This window comes from Microbacterium sp. GbtcB4 (assembly GCF_019091465.1).
Lineage (GTDB): Bacteria > Actinomycetota > Actinomycetes > Actinomycetales > Microbacteriaceae > Microbacterium > Microbacterium paraoxydans.
Map to the genome: position 1 here is coordinate 137,774 of NZ_JAGXJJ010000007.1, position 20,099 is coordinate 157,872.

Genomic DNA, 20,099 nt, shown 5'->3' on the forward strand with positions numbered 1-20,099 from the left:
GCGGCGTGAGTCTCGAGCGAAAATCCGAAAAGGATTCGTCAATGTCGAATATGCTCGGAGCCTGCCGGGTTGTCAAGATCGATCCGGCGACCGGAAACCCGGCTCGACGACGACCGGAAGGAGGACGCGCATGATCCAGGCGATCGACCGCGCGGCGAAGATCCTCGACCTGCTCCAGGGCGCCCGCCACCTCGGCATCACGGACCTCTCCGCGGCCCTGAGCCTGCCGCCGTCGACCGTGCACGGCCTCGTGAAGTCGCTGCGCGCGCACGGCCTCGTCGCGAAGGAGCGCGGCGGACAGCGGTACATGCTCGGCCCCACCCTGTTGCGGCTGAGCAACGTGTACCTCGACACCCTGGACGTGCGGGCGCGGGCGATGCGCTGGACGCAGGAACTGGCGCGACGCACCGGGATGTCCGTGCGCCTCGGCGCCCCGCACCTCACGGACGTCCTCGTCATCCATCACAACCTCCGCCCCGACGACAGCCCTCAGATGCTGGAGACGGGGATGGCGGTCCCCGCCCACGCCTCCGCGATGGGGAAGGTGCTCCTCGCGTACGACCAGGGCTTCCAGGAGAGCGTGTTCGCCGAGCCCCTGCGCAGCCTCACCGGCGACACGGTCACCGACGTCGCCCGGCTGACCCTCGAGCTGCCGGGGATCGCGGAGCGCGGGACGGCGGCGGAGAGCGATGAGGCCGTCCTCGGCGAATCGTCCCTCGCGGCGCCGATCGCCGACGCCTCGAACACGATCGTCGCCGCGGTGGCCGTCGTGCTGCCGACCGCGGAGGCACCGGCATCCGACACCGTCGTGCACGCGCTCCGCGAGACGGCACGGAACATCTCCCGCGAACTCGGCGCGACGACCTGGCCACCGCCCGTGGCCCCCGCCCAGGACTGACGGCGGCGGTCAGCCGCGCAGGCCGAGCGCGAACGGCAGCACGGCCGTGGCCCCGGCCTGCCGCACCGCGCGCGCCGCGACCGTCAGGGTCCAGCGACTGTCGATGAGGTCGTCGACGAGCAGCACCGGGCCGGCGGGGACCTCGAGATGCGCCGCGTCGAAGCGGTCCCACACCCCCGCGAGCCGGAACACGCTGTTCCCGCCCGCCTGCCCCGAAGGCCCTCCGCCGCGCCACTCCAGCGCGCCGAGGTACGGCAGCCGCCCGATCTCGGACAGCCCGCGGGCGAGGGAGTCGACGAGCTGCGGATGCGACCGCGACGGCATCGCGATCACGGCCACCGGCCGCTCCGCCCAGTCCCACCCGGCGAGCACGCGCACGCACGCCTGCAGCAGCGCCGGGCTGATCGGCGCGTCCGGGGCGCCTGCCGCGAAGATCTCGCGCAGCGTGCCGCCCAAGCCCAGGTCGGTGAGCCGGGCGAGGGCACGCCCCTCATCGGCCTGCTCTCCCGCGGGGATGCGGCCGCGCACCGGCACATCGAGGCGGTCGGCCCCTGTCGGCCACGCGCGACGCGGCTCGACCGGCACGCCGACCCGGTCGAGGGAGGCCGCCGCCTGCACGCTCGCCGTCTGCGCGACCTCCGCCGGGAACCACACGCCCGCGCAGTTGTCGCACCGGCCGCAGGGGGCCGCCGTGTCGTCGTCGAGAGCCCGCTGCAGGAAGGCCATGCGACAGCCGTCCGTGCGCTCGTACTCCAGCATGTGCTCCTGCTCCGCGACCCGCTCGGCGGCGATGCGCTCGTAGCGTTCGGCGTCGTACGTCCACGGCTGTCCCGTCGCGACCCACCCACCCTGCACGCGACGCACGGCACCATCCACGTCGAGCACCTTCAGCAGCAGCTCGAGGGGCGTGCGGCGGATGTCGACGAGGGCCTCCAGCGCCGGCGTCGAGATCGGGCTGTCGCCGAGCGCCGCGATCACCCGTTCGGCACGCTCCCGATCCGGCATCGACGCGGTCGCGAAGTAGTGCCAGATCTCACGGTCTTCGACACCGGGGAGCAGGAGCACGTCGGCGCTCTCGCTGGCACGCCCCGCTCGTCCCACCTGCTGGTAGTACGCGACGGGCGAGGACGGGGCTCCGAGGTGCACGACGAATCCGAGGTCCGGCTTGTCGAACCCCATGCCGAGGGCGCTGGTCGCGACGAGGGCCTTCACCTCGTTGCGCTTGAGCATGCCCTCCGACTCCGCACGCTCCTCGGCGTCGGTCTGCCCCGTGTAGGCGCGCACGTCATGGCCGTGATCGCGCAGGAACCGCGCGGTGTCGACCGCCGCCGCCACCGTCAGCGTGTAGATGATCCCGCTGCCGGGGAGGTCGTCGAGGTGGCTGAGCAGCCAGGCCAGGCGGCTCGCCGAGTCCTTGAGGCGGAGCACCCCGAGCCGCAGCGAGGTGCGGGCGAGGGGCCCGCGGATCGTGAGCACGGGCACCGTCTCCGCTTCGCCCGCACCGCCAGGCAGCGCCCCGAGCTGCTCGGCCACGTCTGCCACCACGCGGGAGTTCGCCGTCGCGGTCGTCGCCAGCACCGGCACATCGGCGGGCATCTGCGCGATGAGGTCGCGCAGTCGGCGGTAGTCCGGGCGGAAGTCGTGCCCCCAGTCGCTGATGCAGTGCGCCTCGTCGACGACGAGCATGCCGAGCCGCGCCACCAGCGCGGGCAGCTGCTCCTCTCGGAAGGCCGGGTTGTTCAGCCGCTCCGGCGAGACGAGCAGCACGTCGACGTCGTCTCCGGCGAGCCGCTCCTGCACCTCTGCCCACTCGTGGGCGTTCGTCGAGTTGATCGCCACGGCGCGCACGCCCGCACGCTCGGCCGCGGCGATCTGGTCGCGCATGAGCGCCAGGAGCGGGGAGACGAGCACGGTGGGGCCGGCTCCCTGCCGGCGGCGGAGCAGGGTCGCGACGAAGTACACCGCCGACTTCCCCCACCCGGTGCGCTGCACCACGAGCGCGCGGCGACGCCCCTCCACCAGCGCCTCGATCGCCTCGAACTGGCCGTCGTGGAAGTCGACGTCGGGACGACCGACGAGTTCGCCGAGGGCGGCGCGGGCGGCCTCGCGGAGGGGGACGGCGGTCGGAGAGGTCATGCCCTCCACTCTGCCGCAGACCTCGGACAGGACTCCGACCGCCGCCCGCTCTCGGTGGATGACCGGTGGGAAGGCCGTAGCGTGGAGGAATGATCACCCGCGAACTCGCCGTCGCGCTCCGCGATGCCGGTCTGACCTGGAAGCCCGCGGAGGGTGACCGGTTCCAGCTCGATCTGCCCGACGAGGTGGAGCTGGAGGCGGAGGCCGACGTCTTCACGGTGAGCGCGATGACCATCGAGGCGAGGCAGACGCCGGCCGGCACGGACCTCGCCTTCAACGGCACGACGGAGTGGGCGCTCGACGCTGTGACCCTCGCCGATGCGGTGTGGCTGCCGCGCGAGGACCAGCTGCGCGACCTCCTCCGCGGGACGTTCCGCACCCTCACCCGCCTCCCTGACACGTTCCGCGTCGAGATCGAGCTCGCCGGTGCTCCCCTGCGGTTCGAGCACCCGGATCCGGCGGAGGCCTACGGCCGCGCGCTGCTGGCGCTGATCTCGCGCTCCCGTTGACACGCCCTGTTGAATCGGGCCGTCGCGTGTGTCAGAATTACCTAACGATCGGTCAGTAAAGAAGGACCGGAGCCCGAGGAGTCGACGATGACCAGTCCCGCAGACCTGTCCCTCGTGGACGGCGAGACCTCCGACGAGGAACGCCTGTTCGACGAGCTGATCGCGAACGAGCAGCGCATCGAGCCGCGCGACTGGATGCCCGAGGCCTATCGCAAGACGCTCATCCGGCAGATCTCCCAGCACGCGCACTCCGAGATCATCGGCATGCAGCCCGAGGGCAACTGGATCACCCGCGCACCGAGCCTCAAGCGCAAGGCGATCCTCATGGCGAAGGTGCAGGACGAGGCCGGGCACGGCCTCTACCTCTACTCCGCCGCGCAGACCCTCGGCATCACCCGTGACGAGATGATGGACCAGCTCATCTCCGGCAAGGCGAAGTACTCGTCGATCTTCAACTACCCCACCCCGACCTGGGCCGACATGGGCGCGATCGGCTGGCTCGTCGACGGCGCCGCGATCTGCAACCAGGTGCCGCTGTGCCGCGCCTCCTACGGCCCCTACGGCCGCGCGATGGTGCGCATCTGCAAGGAGGAGTCGTTCCACCAGCGCCAGGGGTTCGAGATCCTGCTCTCGCTCATGCGCGGCACCGACGAGCAGCGGCAGATGGCGCAGGACGCGGTGGACCGCTGGTACTGGCCGAGCCTGGCGATGTTCGGGCCGCCCGACGACCAGTCCCCCAACTCCGCCCAGTCGATGGCGTGGAAGATCAAGCGCTTCTCCAACGACGAGCTGCGTCAGCGGTTCGTCGGCATGCTCGTGCCCCAGGCCGAGATCCTCGGCGTCACCCTCCCCGACCCGGACCTGCGGTTCGACGAGGAGACCGGTCGCTACGAGATGGGCGAGATCGACTGGGACGAGTTCTTCCAGGTGCTGCGCGGCAACGGCCCCTGCAACGCCGAGCGTCTGGAGCGCCGCCGCACGGCGCACGACGAGGGCGCGTGGGTGCGGGAGGCCGCCGCGGAGTACGCCCGCAAGCAGCGTTCCCGCCTGACCCCTGAAGGGGCGGTGGCGTGATGGCGACCCCCGGGGCCGACCCTTCGACGAGCTCAGGGACCCAGGGCCGCGAGGTCTGGCCCCTGTGGGAGATCTTCGTGCGGGCGAACCGCGGGCTGAGCCACGTGCACGTCGGCTCGCTGCACGCCCCCGACGCCGACATGGCCATCCGCAACGCGCGCGACCTCTACACCCGCCGGGGCGAGGGCGTGTCGATCTGGGCGGTCCCCGCCGAGGCGATCACCACGAGCGACCCCGATGCCAAGGGGGCGTACTTCGAGAGTCCCGCCGGCAAGAACTACCGGCACGCGGTGTACTACACCGCCTCCGAGGGGGTGCCGCACCTGTGACCCTTCGACAGGCTCAGGGCCCCAGCTCCGCTCAGGGCCCCAGCTCCGCTCAGGCCCCCGGCTCCGCTCAGGGAGCCGGCGCCGTCCACGGGGAGGCGCATGGCGACGTCTCCGTCGACGAGCTGCGGCTCAGCGAAGAGCTCGCCGGCGCGGGCACGACCGCGGCGAGCGCCGACATCGCCGAGTACGCCCTGTGGCTCGGCGACGACGCGCTCATCCTGTCGCAGCAGCTCGGCGCCTGGATCTCCCGGGCCCCCGAGCTCGAGGAGGACGTGGCACTCGGCAACATCGCCCTCGACCTGCTCGGCCACGCGCGCTCCTTCCTGCACTTCGCAGGCACGTGGGACGGCCGGTCCGAGGACGACCTCGCGTACTTCCGCGACGAGCCGGAGTTCCGCAGCGCCTGGATCATGGAGCAGCCGAACGGCGACTTCGCGCAGACCATCGCGCGCCAGCTCGTCGCCTCGGTCTACCTCGTGGAGCTGTACACCGCCCTCCGCGCGAGCTCCGAGCCCACGTTCGCCGCGATCGCGGAGAAGGCGCTCAAGGAGGTCGACTACCACCGGGACCACGCCGTGCAGTGGGTGCTGCGCCTGGCGGGCGGCACGGAGGAGTCGCGGCGGCGGATGATCCGCGCCCTCGCGGATGTGTGGCCGTACGTCGATGAACTGTTCCGCGACGAGCCGCTGATCGACCGGCTCGGCGACGTCGCCGTGCGCCCGTCGACCCTCCGCGCTCCGTTCGACGCGGTCATCGCCACCGTGTTCGCCGAGGCCGAGCTCACGGTGCCGGAGGTTCCGGCGTCGTCGGCGGGTGGCCGGAACGGCGCGCACGCGACCCCCTTCGGCCACCTCCTCGCCGAGATGCAGGTCCTGGCCCGACGACACCCGGGGGCGTCATGGTGACCCGGACCACTGCCGACACGACGGCCGAGGCGTGGCGGATCGCCGCCGCCGTGCCGGACCCGGAGGTGCCGGTGCTCACGATCGAGGACCTCGGCGTGCTGCGGGCGGTCGAGCTCCGCGGCGAGCGCGTGATCGTCGACATCACGCCGACCTACAGCGGGTGCCCGGCCATGGACACGATCCGCGACGACGTGGTCCTCGCGCTCACAGCCGCCGGCTTCGCGGACGTCGAGGTGCGGCTCGTGCTCTCCCCCGCGTGGACCACCGACTGGATGAGTGACGCCGGGAAGCAGAAACTCCGCGAGTACGGGATCGCGCCGCCCAGCGGCCGCGCGGCCGTACCCGCCGGTCCGATCCGGCTCGCCCTGAGCGTGCGCTGCCCCCGATGCGGCTCGCTCGACACCAGGGAGGTCTCCCGCTTCGGGTCGACCTCGTGCAAGGCGCTGTACGAGTGCCGGGCATGCCTGGAACCCTTCGATCACTTCAAGGTGCACTGATGTCGCTGTTCTCCCCGGCCCCGACGACGACGCCGGCGTCCTCTCCCGCCTCCGCCTCCCGGGCGCGGAGCCGTGCCCGGTTCCACACGCTCGAGGTCGAGGACGTCCGTCCGCTCACCGAGGACGCCGTCGAGGTGACCTTCACGGTGCCCGCGGAGCTCGCCGACGACTACGACCACCTCCCCGGGCAGTACGTGGCGCTGCGGACGACGCTGGACGGCGTGGAGGTGCGGCGTTCCTACTCGCTGTGCCGGGCGCCCGAGCATCGCACCGACGGGGCGCCCACCCGCCTGAGCGTCGCCGTGAAGCGCGACGAGGGCGGGACGTTCTCCACCTGGGCCCAGACCGGCCTGCACCCGGGCTTCCGCATCGACGTCATGAGCCCCCAGGGCACGTTCACCTCCGGTCTCGACGATCTGGACGAGAAGCACGTCGTCGGCATCGCTGCCGGCTCCGGGATCACGCCGCTGATGGCTCTCGCGCACACCGTGCTCTCCCGCTCGCAGACCTCGCGGTTCACGCTCCTCTACACGAACCGGTCGACGCTGGACGTGATGTTCCTGGAGGACCTCGCCGACCTCAAGGACCGCTACCCGACGAGGCTCACGCTGCACCACGTGCTGTCCCGCGAGCAGCGGACCGCGCCGGTGCTCTCCGGCCGCATCGACGAGCCCAAGCTGCGGACGATCCTCGACGCGCTGATCGACCCGGCCGACGTGGACGAGTGGTTCCTGTGCGGACCGCTCGCGCTCGTCGACCTCTGCCGGGAGGTGCTGGCCGACGTGGGCGTGCCCCGCGAACACGTGCGCTTCGAGCTGTTCACGACCGGCGACGAGCCGGTGCGGGCCGCTCGGCCGGTCACAGTGCGCTCGGGCGAGAAGACGGTGCGGATCGAGGTGAACCTCGACGGCGTCTCGTCTACGGTGGAGAGCCCGGTCGCGGCGCGCGAGTCGGTGCTCAACGCCGCACTGCGGGTGCGGCCGGACGCCCCGTTCGCGTGCGCGGGCGGCGTCTGCGGCACCTGCCGCGCGCGCGTGCTCGAGGGCAGCGTCACGATGACCGAGAACTACGCCCTGGAGCCCGACGAGCTGGAGCGCGGCTACGTGCTCACCTGCCAGTCCCATCCCACCAGCGACCGCGTGGTCGTGGACTACGACGTCTGAGGAGTCCTGATGATCGATCTCGCCATCGCCGACGACGTCGCCACCGTGGTGCTCGACGCCCCCGCGAAGCTCAACGCCCTGGACGAGGCCGCCCTCGCCGAGCTCGACGCCGCGTACCGGGAGGCGGAGGCCGCCGGGGTGCGGGCGCTGCTGCTCCGCGGTGAGGGGCGGGCGTTCTGCGCCGGGCGGGACATCTCCGCCGTCGATCCGCGCGACGACGACGTGCTCGGCTACCTCGGCGGACGCGTGACGCCCCTGCTGCAGCGGATGTCCCGCTTCCCGGCGCCGACGTTCGCCGTCGCGCACGGCGCCTGTCTCGGCGTGGGACTCGGCCTGCTCATCGCGACCGACGTCGTGTACGTCGCCGAGTCCGCGAAGATCGGCTCCCCGTTCGCCGCCCTCGGGGCGACCCTCGACTCCGGCGGGCACGCGCTGTTCCTCGACCGGCTCGGCGCGCACAAGACGCTCGACCTCATCTACACGGGGCGGCTCATGAGCGGCACGGAGGCCGTGCGCTCGGGGCTCTTCTCTCAGGTGTTCCCGGACGACGAGGTGCGGGCCGCCGCGGCGGCTGCCACCGCGGCCGCTGCCCACGGCGCCACGGCCGCCTTCCGGGCGAGCAAGGAGCTCGTCGCCCGCATCCGCGACGAACGCCTCACCCTGTGGGAGTCCATCGACGTCGAGAACGCGGCGCAGGCCGCCCTGTGCGACACCGAGGACTACCGCGAGGGCTTCGCCGCGTTCCAGGAGAAGCGGAAGCCGGAGTTCCGCGGGCGCTGACGTCACGGCCCTGTCGTCGCTGTCAACCGTCTCGTGCGGTGTCCGACCCCGGTGGGAGGATGCCCGCATGCTGCTCTCGGAGCTCGTCACCACCACCGACCAGGTCGCCGCGACCTCGTCTCGCCTGGCCAAGATCGAGGCGATCGCGGCGCTGCTCCGCCGGGCCGACGCCGACGACATCGCACCTCTCGTGGGACTGCTCCTCGCCGCGCCGCGCCAGGGTCGCCTCGGCGTGGGCTGGCGGGGGCTGACGAATCTCGCGATCGAGCACAGCGCGACCTCGACCCTGACCATCGCGGAGGTCGACCACGTCTTCGACACCCTGGCGCACACCTCGGGCTCCGGTTCGGCCGGCGTGCGCAGCGAGCTGCTGCACGACCTCGCCGCCCGGGCCACCGCTCCCGAATGGGACTTCCTGACCAGGGCGATGCTCGGGGAGCTCCGCACCGGCGCGTTGAGCGGCGTGCTCCTCGACGCGATCGCCCGCGCCGCCGAGGCCCCGCCTGCCACGGTGCGACGGGCCGCCATGCTCTCCGGCGACCTCGGTGAGACGGCGCTGCTCGCGCTCACCGGTGCCGAAGGAGCGCTCGACGAGGTCGGGCTCCGGGTGGGACGCCCCGTGCTCCCCATGCTCGCGGCCACGGCGCCGACGCCCACGGCCGCCCTGGAGATCACCGGACGCGCCTCGGTCGAGTACAAGCTCGACGGCGCGCGGATCCAGGTGCACCGCCGCGGCGATGAGGTCGGCATCTACACACGGAGCCTCGCAGACGTCACCCACCGGCTGCCCGAGATCGTCGAGGTCGTCCGCGGTCTTCCCGCGCAGGAGGTCATCCTCGACGGCGAGACCCTGGCGCTCGACGAGGACGGCGGTCCCCGGCCGTTCCAGGAGACGATGTCCCGGTTCGGCGCGGATGCCGCGCGCGAGCTCGCCCTGCGACCCTGGTTCTTCGACGTCCTGCACGTGGACGGCCGCGACCTACTGGACGAGCCACTGTCGGTGCGTCAGGAGGTCCTGGCCGAGGTCGCCGGCGAGTGGCGCATGCCCGGCATCGTGACCGACAGCGCGGAGGAGGCCGAGCGCCTGTCCCGCGAAGCCCTGGCGGCCGGTCATGAAGGCGTGCTCGTGAAGGCCGTGGATGCGCCGTACGCCGCCGGCCGTCGCGGCAAGTCCTGGGTGAAGGTGAAGCCGGTCCTCACGTTCGACCTCGTCGTGCTCGGCGCCGAGTGGGGGTCGGGGCGACGGCGCGGCTGGCTGTCGAACCTGCACCTCGGCGCGCGGGACCCGGATGGCGACTTCGGCGAGCCCGGCGGCTTCGTGATGGTGGGCAAGACCTTCAAGGGCCTCACCGATGCACTGCTGCAGTGGCAGACCGACGAGTTCCCGGCGCACGAGACCCATCGCTCCGCGTCCACGGTGTTCCTCCGGCCGGAACTCGTGGTCGAGATCGCGATCGACGGCGTGCAGCGGTCCCCGCGTTACCCCGGCGGCCTCGCCCTCCGCTTCGCCCGGGTCAAGGGCTACCGTCCGGACAAGACCGCTGCGGAGGCCGACACGATCCAGACCCTCCTGGCCCTGCGGCGCGGTGCGGCGGACGACGCCTGATCAGGCCGTGGGCGGGAGTCCCTCGTCCTCCTGACGCACCGTGCCGCGGAACGACCAGGGGAAGTCGATCCAGAGGTCGGTGTCCTTCCACGCGAAGTCCGGCTGGATGATCGTCGAGGGCTTCGTGTAGATCGTGACCGAGCGGACGTCGGCGCCCTTCTCCTGCAGCAGCTGCACCGCGAGCGCCAGCGTGCGACCGGAGTCGGCGACATCGTCCACGAGCAGGACGCGGCGACCGTCGAGGTAGGCCATGTCGAGCTCGGGCGGCAGCACCTCCGGGGCGTCCAGCACGGTGCCGATGCCGGTGTAGAACTCGACGTTGATGGCGCCGCAGTTCTTCACGCCGAGCCCGTACGCGATGGCGCCGGCCGGGAGCAGGCCGCCGCGCGCGATCGCCACCACGACCTCCGGCTCGAAGCCCGTCGCGATGATGTTCCGCGCCAGATCGCGCGTCGCCGCGCCGAAGCCGTCCCACGTGAGCGTCTCGCGCTCGATCGATGCATCCGTCATCGGTCCATTCTCGCGCATCCGCTCCGTCCGAGCCGCCGCTAGACTGAGCAGGTCCGGCCCCGCCGGTGCCTGAAAAAGAGGCACGAAGCACCTCGCATCGCCGCGAGGGCGAGACACATACGGATCCCCCTTCTCCGTCCCTGTCTCGAAAGGCTTCCCCATGCCCTCCGTCTCCGCGCACGTCGCCCTCACCCTCGCCCAGCACGTCGATGCCGTCTTCGGCGTCATGGGCAACGGCAACGCCTACTTCCTCGACGCCCTCGAGACGCAGACGGACGCCACCTTCACCGCCGTCCGTCACGAGCAGGGCGCGGTCGTCGCGGCCGACGCGCACTTCCGCGCCTCCGGCCGCATCGCCGCGGGCACCTCCACCTACGGCGCCGGCTTCACGAACACGATCACGGCGCTGGCCGAGGCCGTGCAGGCGAACGTGCCGCTCGTCCTCGTCGTCGGTGACGAGCCCACATCGGGGCCGCGGCCGTGGGACGTGGACCAGATCGCTCTGGCCTCGGCGGTGGGCGCGCGCACCTACACCGTCGGGTGGACCGATGCCGCCGCGACCACCGTCATCGCCGTCGAGCACGCCCTCACCTATCGCGTGCCCGTCGTGCTCGCCATCCCCTACGACGTGGCCGCCCTCGAGGCCGGCGCGGTGCCGGCGGCCCCGGCTCCCCGCCTCCCCGCGCCGCTCGCCCCGCGCGGGGACTTCGCCGAGGGCATGCTGGATGAGATCGCCGCCGCCCTGCGCGACGCCGAGCGCCCGTTCCTCCTCGCCGGGCGCGGGGCCTGGCTGGCCGACGCGGGCGAGGCTCTCGGCACCCTCGCCGCGCAGACCGGGGCCCTCACCGCCTCCTCCGCCCTCGGCCGCGGCATCTTCCCGGACGCCCGGTACGACCTCGGCGTGACGGGCGGCTTCGGCGCCGAGGGGGCGATGGAGCTCGTGCGGACCGCCGACGTCGCCGTGGTCTTCGGCGCGAGCCTCAACCAGTTCACGATGCGCTTCGGCGAGCTGTTCGCCCCGGGCACCCGGGTGTACCAGATCGACACCGCTCCGGCCGCGACCCATGCCCACGTCGGCGGCTTCGTGCGCGCCGACGCCCGCCTCGGCGCCGAGGCCCTCGTCACCCGCCTCTCCTCCGGGCACGACTTCGGAGATGCCGCCGGACTCGCCGGGGCCACCCCCGACTCCGGCGGCGTGTCGGGCGCGGGCTCCGACGTTGTGCCCGCCCGACCCTGGAGGGAGACGGTCGACGTCGCCGCGGCCCGCGCGTACGAGCCCGGAGACGAGCTCGCGCCGGACGGCCGCCTCGACCCGCGTTCCGCCGCGCGCCGGATCGCCGAGCTCCTCCCCGAAGACCGCGTCGTGGTCTCGGACGGCGGGCACTTCATCGGCTGGGCGAACATGTACTGGCCGGTCGCCGCGCCCGACCGGATGATGATGATCGGCACCGCGTTCCAGTCGATCGGACAGGGCTGGCCCAGCGTGGTCGGCGCCGCCCTCGCCCGTCGTGACGCGACCATCGTGCTCACCTCCGGCGACGGCGGTGGGCTCATGGCGATCGCCGACCTCGAATCGGCCGTGCGGGCAGCGGGCGGACGCGGCATGGCCGTGGTCTGGAACGATGCCGCGTACGGCGCCGAGGTCAACCTCTACGGGCTGAAGGGCCTGGCCGAGGGACCGATGCGCATCCCCGAGGTCGACTTCGCCGCGTTCGGGGCCGCGGTCGGTGCGGAGGGCGTCGTCGTGCGGACGCTCGACGACCTGGAGCGTCTTTCCACCTGGGCCGAGGAGGACCCGGCGACCCGGCGCTTCCTCGTCCTCGACCTCCGGATCTCCGGCGACGTGATCGCGCCGTACCAGCAGGAGATCATCCGCGTGAACTCCTGACCGCGCGGGCCGATAGGCTCCCGGAATGACGGATGCTCCCGAGGTCCTGCGCTACAGCGCCTTCGCCGCGACGCCGGACGGCGGCAACCCCGCGGGGGTCGTCTTCGACGCCGACGGGCTCGATGAGGCGGACATGCAGCGGATCGCGGCCGAGGTCGGCTACTCCGAGACCGCGTTCGTACAGGAGGCCGCGGCGGACGGCTCCCGCTTCCGCGTGCGGTACTGGTCGCCGGCTGCGGAGGTGCCGTTCTGCGGGCATGCGACGGTCGCGACCGCGGTGGCCCTCGCCGAGCGGCAGGGTCCGGGGGCGGTCGTGTTCGAGACCGCGGCCGGAGACGTGTCCATGGAGTCCTTCGCGGACGCCGACGGCCGGGTCACGGTGTCGTTCACGAGCGTCGAGCCGGAGGTGCGCGACCTCGACCCCGTCGTGCGTGACCGCCTCCTCGCTCTGCTGGGGATGGAGCCGGGCGATGTCGACCCGCGCTTCCCGGTCCGCGAGGCGTTCGCGGGCAACTGGCATCCGATCGTCTTCGTCGCCGACCGGGAGCTCTTCCACCAGTTCCGCTTCTCCCCCGCCGACGTGGCGGCCCTCATGCGCGCACAGGGGTGGCACGGCACGGTGACGGTGCTGCACGCCGACGATCCGGCCGAGATCCAGGCCCGCAACCTCTTCCCCGTGGGGCGCATCACGGAGGATCCGGCGACAGGGTCCGCGGCCGCTTCCGTCGGCGCCTATCTCCGCGCCCAGGGCTATCCCGGCGACACCGTCCGCATCCATCAGGGCGCCCACGTCGGTCGCCCGAGCGAACTCCGCGTCGCGATCCCGTCCTCCGGCGGCCTCGTCGTCTCCGGCGGAGCCACCCGCCTCCCCTGACCTCCCGGGCTCCCTGATCCCGGACACCTACCACGCACGTCCGGACTGCTCCGCCCGCACGACCCCGCCCGAACCCGGACCAGACCCCGGAACCGCCCCGAACCCGGACCCGGACCCGTCAGCCCTGGGCGCTGTAGTCCGGGAGCTCCTGCAGGGTCCAGGTGTTGCCGTCCGGGTCGTCGAAACGCACGAAACGGCCCCAGTCCTGCTCGTCCACGCCCTCCGCCTCCACGCCGAGACCCCGCAGGTGTGCGAGAGCCTCGTCGGCGTCGGGGACGACCACCTGGATGGTGTTCTGCTGCCCCGGCTCCAAGCCGCTGGTCAGCCCCGTGCCGAAGGCGATCGAGCAGGCCGATCCCGGCGGGGTCATCTGCACGAACCGCAGCCCCTCGTACGGCACCTGATCATGGTCGGCGTGGAAACCGATCTTCACGTAGAAGTCCTTCGCCCGGTCGACATCGCTGACCGGCACGAAGATGAGTTCGATCTTCCAGTCCATCACGCACTCCTCCTGTCGGGCTCCGTCACCCGACGGCCCTCACAGTACGCGCGGCCTCCGACACCCGCCAGAGGAGTCAGAGCCAGCCCTTGTCGGACGCGATCCGCACCGCCTGCGCCCGGTTCTCGGCACCGGTCTTGCCGATCGCGGCGGAGAGGTGGTTGCGCACGGTGCCCGCCGATAGGAACACCTCCGCCGCGATGGCCGCTGCGGATCGTCCATCGGCGGCCAGCCGCAGCACCTGCCGCTCCCGGTCGCTCAGCGGGTTGGCTCCCTCGAACAGGCTCTCCTCGGCGAGTTTCGGATCGAGCACCCGGAGTCCGGCGTGCACGCGGCGTACGGCCGCGGCGAGTTCCTCGGCCGGGGTGTCCTTCACCACGAACCCGCTCGCCCCGGCGTCGAGTGCCGCGCGCAGGTATCCGGGTCGCGCGAACGTGGTCACCACGAGCACGCGCGTCTGCGGACTGGCCGCGCGGATCTGTTTCGTCGCCTCGACGCCGTCCACGCCCGGCATCTGGATGTCCATCAGACACACGTCCGGCTGCAGGTCCTCCGCCAGGCGCAGCGCCTCCGCGCCGTCCGCCGCCAGGCCCTGCACCTCGAGATCCGGCTCCAGGTCGAGCAGGGCCCCGAGCGCCCCGCGCACGAGAGCCTGGTCGTCGGCGATGAGCAGCCGGATCGGAACCATCGGGGCCGCCGTCACCACGTCACCTCCACCCGCGTGCCCGCCACCTCGCCGGGCCGCATGGTGAACCCGGCGCCGGCCGCCGCCGCGCGCTCCCGCATCCCCCGGATGCCGTTGCCCTCGCGATGCCCGGTCGCGGACGCGGGCCCGACACCGTCGTCCTCCACGGAGAGCACGCCCGGAGCGATGCGCACACGGACGGCCGCGGCCCCGGAGTGCCGCAACGTGTTGGTCGTCGCCTCGCGGAGGATCCAGCTCGCCGTGATCGCCTGGACCGGCGAAAGGGCGTCCGGGGTCCCGTCCACGACGAGCGCGATGTCCGCGGCGCGCAGCGAATCCTCGGTCGACGCGAGCTGCTCGACGAGGGTCGTCGCCCGCGCACCCGCGACGGTCTGCCGCACTCCCGCGATGGCCTCCGCGGTCAGACGTTCGATGTCGGCGAGCTCGGCCTTGGCGCGCTCCGGGTCGGAGTCCATCAGCCGCCGCACGAGCTGTGCCTTGAGTCCGACGACCGTCAGCGAGTGGCCGATGAGGTCGTGCACGTCGCGCGCCACGGCTTCCCGCCCCTCGCTGGTCGCCAGCTCCCTGCCCAGCTGCTCCGCCTCCGCCGAGCGCACGATGAGCCAGGTCGAGACCGTGTTCACGACGCCGAGGAGGGTGACGATCGCGAGGACGGACAGGTAGGAGAGGTTGTCGGGGATGAGGAAGACGCAGCCGGCCGCCACCACGAGCGCGGCGATGGTCGTGATCCAGTGCCAGGCACGGGTCAGTCCGTACGAGGCGAACGACATGATGAACGGCAGGAAGCTCAGCGCCGACCCGCCCACGGCCGGGATCGTGACGAGCGCGCAGGCGATGAGCGCGGCGAACGTGATCCACTGCCGCCGCGAGGGGGTGCGACCGAGGCCACCTCCGCCGCGCATGCCGTGCAGGAACCCCGTCACATAGAGGACGATGAACGCGATCAGCGCCACCCATCCCGTGACGACCCACGCCGGCGGAGCGGCGGAGGCGAGCAGCGCGAGGACCGGGTAGATCAGGAACACGAGCCAGACGACGGCCATCAGCCAGCCGAACCGTGCCCAGGGGTCCTTGCCCGTCCCGGATCGGACGTCCGCCTCCCGGCCCTCCTGCATCGTCATCCGTCCAACCTACTGTCGTGCCGGGGCGCTCACCGCCGTGACCGCGAGCGCCGCACGCCCATCGTCACCAGCACCGCGAAGACGACGAGCCAGACCGCGACGTTGAGGAGCAGCATCCACAGCTCATCCGTCTGCCCCGTCGTCAGCACGCCCTCCGTGAGCGGCCACCGGCTCAGGGCGACGAAGCCGTACAACGGGGTGAACCGGGCGATGTCGAGCATGACGCCGTCGAGCGGCATGAACACGTTGCCGAAGAAGGCGAAGAAGGTCATCGAGATGGACGCGAGCGCGGCGGCGGAGTCGGAGCCGAAGAACAGTCCGACCCCGAGCCCGTAGAGGCCGAACATGAGGCCGATGCCGAGGATGAGGGCGGCGGTCACGACCCAGCGCCAGGCGCCGTCCGCCTCCGCGCCGGTGAGCAGCCCGGCGACGAACACCGCGACGAGGGCGAGCGCCGCGAACGACACGGCGGTGAGCAGCTTCGTCAGGGCGTAGCCGGTGGTCGTCAGCGGCGTCATCGCGAGCTGCCTTCCCCACCCCTGCTTGGCCTCGGTGGCCGCGAGCGAGGTGAGCGAGCTCATCGCCACCGCGGTGCCGTAGGCCGCCATCGAGACCATCACGTAGAAGGAGACGTTGCCGTTGCCGGCGGAGAGCGTGCCGTACCCCATGCCCGCACCGAAGAGCAGGTACATGGCCACGGGCATGGCGAGGGTGAAGGCGAGCGTGTAGGGGTTGCGCAGTTGGCGCAGCCCCTCGATGCGCAGCATGGTGGGCGAGACGGTCGTGGTCATGTCAGTCCTCCGTGAGGGCGGTGAAGGCGGTCTCGAGCGTGGGGGCGGCGATCTCCAGGTCATGCGCTCCCCCGTCCAGCAGCAGGCGGGCGGCGGCGTCGGAGTCGGTGGCGCGGAGGCTGAGGCGGTCCCCGTCGATGCGCACGCCCGTCACGCCCTCCGCGGCGGTCAAGGCCGCGACCAGCGCGTCCGACACGGCGGGCACGGTGGCGGAGACCGTGCGCTCACCGAGGCTCGCACGGAGCAGGGCGGTGGGCGCGTCCGCGACGACGGTGCCCCGATGCATGACCACCGTGCGGCGGGCGAACTGCTCCGCCTCCTCCAGATAGTGCGTGGCGAACACGATCGTGCGCCCGGCGTCCGCGTCGGCGCGCATCACGTCCCAGAAGTGGCGCCGCGCGGTGACGTCCATGCCGGCGGTCGGCTCGTCGAGCACGAGGATGTCGGGATCGGAGATCATCGCGAGCGCGAACTTCACGCGCTGCTGCTCGCCGCCCGAGCACTTGGACACCCGGCGGCGCGCGAGACCGGCGAGGTCGGCACGGCGCATCACCTCCGGCACGCGTGCGAGGGCTTCCCGCCCGTACAGCGAGGCGATCAGCCGCACGGTCTCGCCGACGGTGAGGTCGCCGAGCAGGCCCCCGGTCTGCAGCACGGCCCCGATGGCCCCGTTCGCGGTGGCCCGTTCCGGAGCCGCCCCGAGCACGCGCACGGTCCCGCTGCTGGGGGCGGTGAGCCCGAGGAGCATGTCGAGCGTGGTGGTCTTGCCCGCGCCGTTGGGGCCGAGCAGGGCGACCACCTCGCCGCGCCGGACGGAGAGGTCGACACCGTCGACGGCCGGCACGCGGCGCTCGCCGCTGCCGAAGTGCTTGCGCACGTCGATCAGCTCCAGCGCCACGGGTCTGTCATCGACGGCGGGGGACGCGGAGGACGACGCGACGCGCGGTGCCGCCTCCTGCACGGATGTCTCGTTCATGCCTCCAGCCTCGCGCCGGAGCGGGCGGCCGTCCGGAGGGCGGTGTCATCTCCTCGGCATGACACGTGTCATGCCGAGGTTCAGCGCGCGGGAAGCAGCGCCCCGTCCAGGAAGCCCGCCAGCTCGTCCACGCCGTCGAGCGGGAGGATCGCGGCGACGTACTGGTCCGGGCGCACGACGATCACGACGCCGTCGCGGGACAGCTCCCGCGCCTCGAAGATGTCCGTTCCGCACCACTTGCTCGGGCCCGCAGCGTAGACCTTCTCCCAGTCGGTGAGTCCGAGCGGGCCGGTCTTCGGCTGGAAGAGCTCGGGCGTCGTCGTGACCTCGACCTCCTCGAAGGGCTGCTGGTACACGGCCTTCACGTCGAACACGGCGTCGGCGTCGGCATCAGCCGGGGTGAACCGTGCGAACACGGGCGCCGCCTCCTCCGCCCACGCGGCGAGCGCCTCGCCGGTCCGGTCGCCGAACGCATAGACCCGCCACCGGCCGTCGGCCTTCGCGTGGTGTCCGAGGTGGACGACGTTGCCGTCCCCGACCCGGACGACCTCCGCCGACTTGAAGCGCTTGCCCAGCGGGTACCCGACCGCGAGCGCCTGGTGGGCGTCGGTGCCGGTGATCATGGAGGACGTGTACTGGGTCATGAACCCGGACGGGAACTCGGCCGTCGCCAGGTAGTACGTGGCCAGCTCGTTCGGGTCGGAGATCTCCTCGGGCTTGCGCGCCATGAGGCTGGACCACTCGCGGTCGAAGTCGATGAGCTGCTGCGCGACGGGACGACGCTCGGCGCCGTACGTGGCGAGCAGCGACTCGGGCGCCCGGCCGCTCAGCACGGAACCGAGCTTCCAGCCGAGGTTGAACCCGTCCTGCATCGACACGTTCATGCCCTGGCCGGCCTTGGCGCTGTGGGTGTGGCAGGCGTCGCCGGTGAGGAAGACGCGCGGGCTGCGGTCGGCGCCGGGGTCCACGTCGTCGAAGCCGTCGGTCACGCGGTGGCCGACCTCGTAGACGCTGTGCCAGGCCACCTGCTTCACATCGAGCGTGTAGGGGTGGAGGATCGCGTTGGCGCGCCGGATGATCTCCTCGATGGGCGTCTGCCGCACGCGGTGGTCGTCGTCCGCCGCGACCTCGCCGAGGTCGATGTACATGCGGCTGAGGTAACCGCCCTCCCGCGGGATGTGCAGGATGTTGCCGGCCTTCGAGTTGATCGCGCACTTGGTGCGCCAGTCCGGGAAGTCGGTGTTGACGAGCACGTCCATGACGCCCCAGGCGTGCGCGGCGCTCGCGCCGACGTGCGTGCGGCCGATCGCCTGCCGCACGCCGCTCCTGGCGCCGTCGCAGCCCACCACGTACTTCGCCCGGACGACGCGTTCGTCGGCCTCGCCGACATGGCGGACGCGCACCTCGACCGGGTACTCGCCCTCCTCGTGCACGGTGAGCCCGAGGAATTCGACGCCGTAGTCCGGCACGATCCGTCCGGGGCCGTCGGCCGCCGCCTCGGCGAAGTAGTCGAGCACGCGGGCCTGGTTGACGATGAGGTGCGGGAACTCGCAGATGTCGTAGGCGTAGTCGGCGGTGCGGGTGGTCCGCACGATCCGATCGGGGTGCTCGGGGTCGGGGCCCCAGAAGTTCATCCAGCCGATGTTGTAGGCCTCGGCGATGATGCGCTCGGCGAAGCCGAAGGCCTGGAAGGTCTCCACGCTGCGGGGCTGGATGCCGTCGGCCTGTCCGAGGACGAGGCGGCCCTCGCGCTTCTCGATGATGCGGGTCGTGATGTCGGGGTACTGCGACATCTGTGCCGCGAGCAGCATCCCCGCGGGCCCGGAGCCGACGATGAGGACGTCGACCTCGTCGGGCAGGGCGGCGGGGCGGTCGATCCCGGTGCCGGCGGCGTCCTGCACGCGCGGGTCTCCGGACACATAGCCGTGGTGGTGGAACTGCATCGTCGTCGATTCCTTCCGGACGTCTTCGTCGGGTGTTGCGTCCAGGAACACCGTGTTCTATATTCGAACACAGTGTTCTACTATTGAACACAGCCTAGACCGGTGCCTCGCGCATCGCAAGGAGAGCCATGCCCGAGCGCCCCGTCACCCCCGCCTCTCAGACATTGAGCCGCGGCATCCGCATCCTCGAGGTGCTCGCCGACGCCCGCGGCGCGCTGACCATCGACGACATCGCCGGACGCCTCGATGTGCACCGGTCCATCGCCTACCGCCTCCTCCGCACCCTCGAGGATCACGGTCTCGTCACCCGCGACGCGAGCGGCGCCGTGAGCCTCGGCGCCCGCATGGCCGCCCTCGCCGCCGGCGTCGCCCACGACCTCCAGGCCGAGGCCCTGCCGGAGCTCACCGCCATCGCGAACGAGCTCGGCATGACCTGCTTCCTCGCCGTCCTCGACGGGGCCGAGTGCATCACCCTCGCCAGCGTCGAGCCGCGGCACGCCGTCGCCAGCGTCGCGCAGCGGCCCGGCGCCCGGCACTCCGTCACGGTCGGCGCCCCCGGGAAGGCGATCCTCGCGCAGCTCGACGGCGCGGAGGTGCCCGTCGGCATCTCCCCCGCCCTGCGCGCCGACGTCGACACCGCCGCCGCACGCGGGTACGCGACCAGCCACGACGAGGTCATCCCCACGGTGCAGTCCGTCGCCGTCCCGCTGCGTCTGCGCGGCCAGCGTCCCGCCGCGATCGCGGTCGTGCACGTGGCCACCGACCTGGACGACGGGGAGATCGCCGCGCGACTCCAGCGTTCCGCCGCCCTCATCCGCGAAGCCCTCGACGGCTGAGCCGGAACGCCCGAGAGCGCACGCCCCGGGACGGGACGTGCGCTCTCGTGGCAGGGGG

The 20,099-nt window shown here is 72.2% G+C and carries 20 protein-coding genes; 12 read left to right on the plus strand and 8 right to left on the minus strand.

The window, feature by feature from the left end:
- The first annotated feature begins 130 nt into the window (after window positions 1-130).
- A complete protein-coding gene (locus KVS71_RS12675) occupies window positions 131-898 on the plus strand; it encodes an IclR family transcriptional regulator (protein ID WP_217584724.1) in 768 nt (255 codons plus the stop codon).
- Between the two features lie 9 nt (window positions 899-907).
- Here the strand turns inward: KVS71_RS12675 and KVS71_RS12680 are convergent, their stop codons facing one another.
- Window positions 908-3,034, minus strand: a complete 2,127-nt coding sequence (locus KVS71_RS12680; protein WP_217584725.1) for a DEAD/DEAH box helicase — start codon at window positions 3,032-3,034, stop codon at window positions 908-910.
- Between the two features lie 89 nt (window positions 3,035-3,123).
- Between KVS71_RS12680 and KVS71_RS12685 the strand changes: the two genes are divergently transcribed.
- From KVS71_RS12685 to KVS71_RS12720, 8 genes are all read left to right on the plus strand, one after another.
- Window positions 3,124-3,543, plus strand: a complete 420-nt coding sequence (locus KVS71_RS12685; RefSeq protein ID WP_060923570.1) for a hypothetical protein — start codon at window positions 3,124-3,126, stop codon at window positions 3,541-3,543.
- Between the two features lie 87 nt (window positions 3,544-3,630).
- Window positions 3,631-4,617, plus strand: a complete 987-nt coding sequence (gene paaA / locus KVS71_RS12690) for a 1,2-phenylacetyl-CoA epoxidase subunit PaaA (protein WP_060923571.1) — start codon at window positions 3,631-3,633, stop codon at window positions 4,615-4,617.
- On the plus strand, window positions 4,617-4,946 hold the full coding sequence (gene paaB, locus KVS71_RS12695) for a 1,2-phenylacetyl-CoA epoxidase subunit PaaB (RefSeq protein WP_025103829.1): 330 nt from the start codon (window positions 4,617-4,619) through the stop codon (window positions 4,944-4,946). Before paaA ends, paaB begins: the two co-directional genes overlap by 1 nt.
- A gap of 122 nt (window positions 4,947-5,068) precedes the next feature.
- A complete protein-coding gene (gene paaC, locus KVS71_RS12700; RefSeq protein WP_254635756.1) occupies window positions 5,069-5,851 on the plus strand; it encodes a 1,2-phenylacetyl-CoA epoxidase subunit PaaC in 783 nt (260 codons plus the stop codon).
- Window positions 5,848-6,348, plus strand: a complete 501-nt coding sequence (gene paaD, locus KVS71_RS12705; RefSeq protein ID WP_368874757.1) for a 1,2-phenylacetyl-CoA epoxidase subunit PaaD — start codon at window positions 5,848-5,850, stop codon at window positions 6,346-6,348. The genes paaC and paaD overlap by 4 nt, the downstream gene beginning before the upstream one ends.
- Window positions 6,348-7,511 (plus strand): 1,2-phenylacetyl-CoA epoxidase subunit PaaE, encoded by a 1,164-nt coding sequence (gene paaE / locus KVS71_RS12710; RefSeq protein WP_144880757.1) that lies wholly within the window; start codon window positions 6,348-6,350, stop codon window positions 7,509-7,511. The genes paaD and paaE overlap by 1 nt, the downstream gene beginning before the upstream one ends.
- A 9-nt stretch (window positions 7,512-7,520) precedes the next feature.
- Window positions 7,521-8,291, plus strand: a complete 771-nt coding sequence (locus tag KVS71_RS12715; protein WP_217584726.1) for an enoyl-CoA hydratase-related protein — start codon at window positions 7,521-7,523, stop codon at window positions 8,289-8,291.
- Between the two features lie 67 nt (window positions 8,292-8,358).
- Entirely contained in the window at window positions 8,359-9,897 is a 1,539-nt protein-coding gene (locus KVS71_RS12720; RefSeq protein WP_217584727.1) for an ATP-dependent DNA ligase, read from the plus strand.
- Here KVS71_RS12720 and KVS71_RS12725 read toward each other — a convergent pair whose 3' ends face one another.
- The gene (locus tag KVS71_RS12725; RefSeq protein ID WP_060923485.1) at window positions 9,898-10,407 is read right to left on the minus strand and encodes a phosphoribosyltransferase; all 510 of its coding nucleotides are present in this window, start codon (window positions 10,405-10,407) and stop codon (window positions 9,898-9,900) included.
- Window positions 10,408-10,567: 160 nt separating this feature from the next.
- On the opposite strand from KVS71_RS12725, the gene KVS71_RS12730 reads away from it, so the two are divergent.
- Complete coding sequence (locus KVS71_RS12730) at window positions 10,568-12,295, plus strand: thiamine pyrophosphate-binding protein (protein ID WP_217584728.1); 1,728 nt, start codon at window positions 10,568-10,570, stop codon at window positions 12,293-12,295.
- Between the two features lie 25 nt (window positions 12,296-12,320).
- Window positions 12,321-13,169 (plus strand): PhzF family phenazine biosynthesis protein, encoded by an 849-nt coding sequence (locus KVS71_RS12735; protein ID WP_217584729.1) that lies wholly within the window; start codon window positions 12,321-12,323, stop codon window positions 13,167-13,169.
- Between the two features lie 118 nt (window positions 13,170-13,287).
- Here the strand turns inward: KVS71_RS12735 and KVS71_RS12740 are convergent, their stop codons facing one another.
- The 6 genes from KVS71_RS12740 to KVS71_RS12765 form a co-directional block, all read right to left on the minus strand.
- A complete protein-coding gene (locus KVS71_RS12740) occupies window positions 13,288-13,668 on the minus strand; it encodes a VOC family protein (RefSeq protein WP_025103820.1) in 381 nt (126 codons plus the stop codon).
- 76 nt (window positions 13,669-13,744) lie between these two features.
- Window positions 13,745-14,356 (minus strand): response regulator transcription factor, encoded by a 612-nt coding sequence (locus tag KVS71_RS12745; RefSeq protein WP_083371087.1) that lies wholly within the window; start codon window positions 14,354-14,356, stop codon window positions 13,745-13,747.
- Window positions 14,357-14,367: 11 nt separating this feature from the next.
- Window positions 14,368-15,495 carry a histidine kinase gene (locus tag KVS71_RS12750; protein WP_217584730.1) on the minus strand — a complete coding sequence of 376 codons (1,128 nt, stop codon included), beginning with the start codon at window positions 15,493-15,495 and terminating at the stop codon, window positions 14,368-14,370.
- A gap of 29 nt (window positions 15,496-15,524) precedes the next feature.
- Window positions 15,525-16,286 (minus strand): ABC transporter permease, encoded by a 762-nt coding sequence (locus KVS71_RS12755; RefSeq protein WP_144880752.1) that lies wholly within the window; start codon window positions 16,284-16,286, stop codon window positions 15,525-15,527.
- A 1-nt stretch (window position 16,287) separates the two neighbouring features.
- Window positions 16,288-17,262, minus strand: a complete 975-nt coding sequence (locus tag KVS71_RS12760; protein WP_144880751.1) for an ABC transporter ATP-binding protein — start codon at window positions 17,260-17,262, stop codon at window positions 16,288-16,290.
- Between the two features lie 80 nt (window positions 17,263-17,342).
- Entirely contained in the window at window positions 17,343-19,205 is a 1,863-nt protein-coding gene (locus KVS71_RS12765; protein ID WP_144880750.1) for an FAD-dependent monooxygenase, read from the minus strand.
- Between the two features lie 128 nt (window positions 19,206-19,333).
- On the opposite strand from KVS71_RS12765, the gene KVS71_RS12770 reads away from it, so the two are divergent.
- Window positions 19,334-20,041 carry an IclR family transcriptional regulator gene (locus KVS71_RS12770; protein WP_144880749.1) on the plus strand — a complete coding sequence of 236 codons (708 nt, stop codon included), beginning with the start codon at window positions 19,334-19,336 and terminating at the stop codon, window positions 20,039-20,041.
- Window positions 20,042-20,099: the final 58 nt, after the last annotated feature.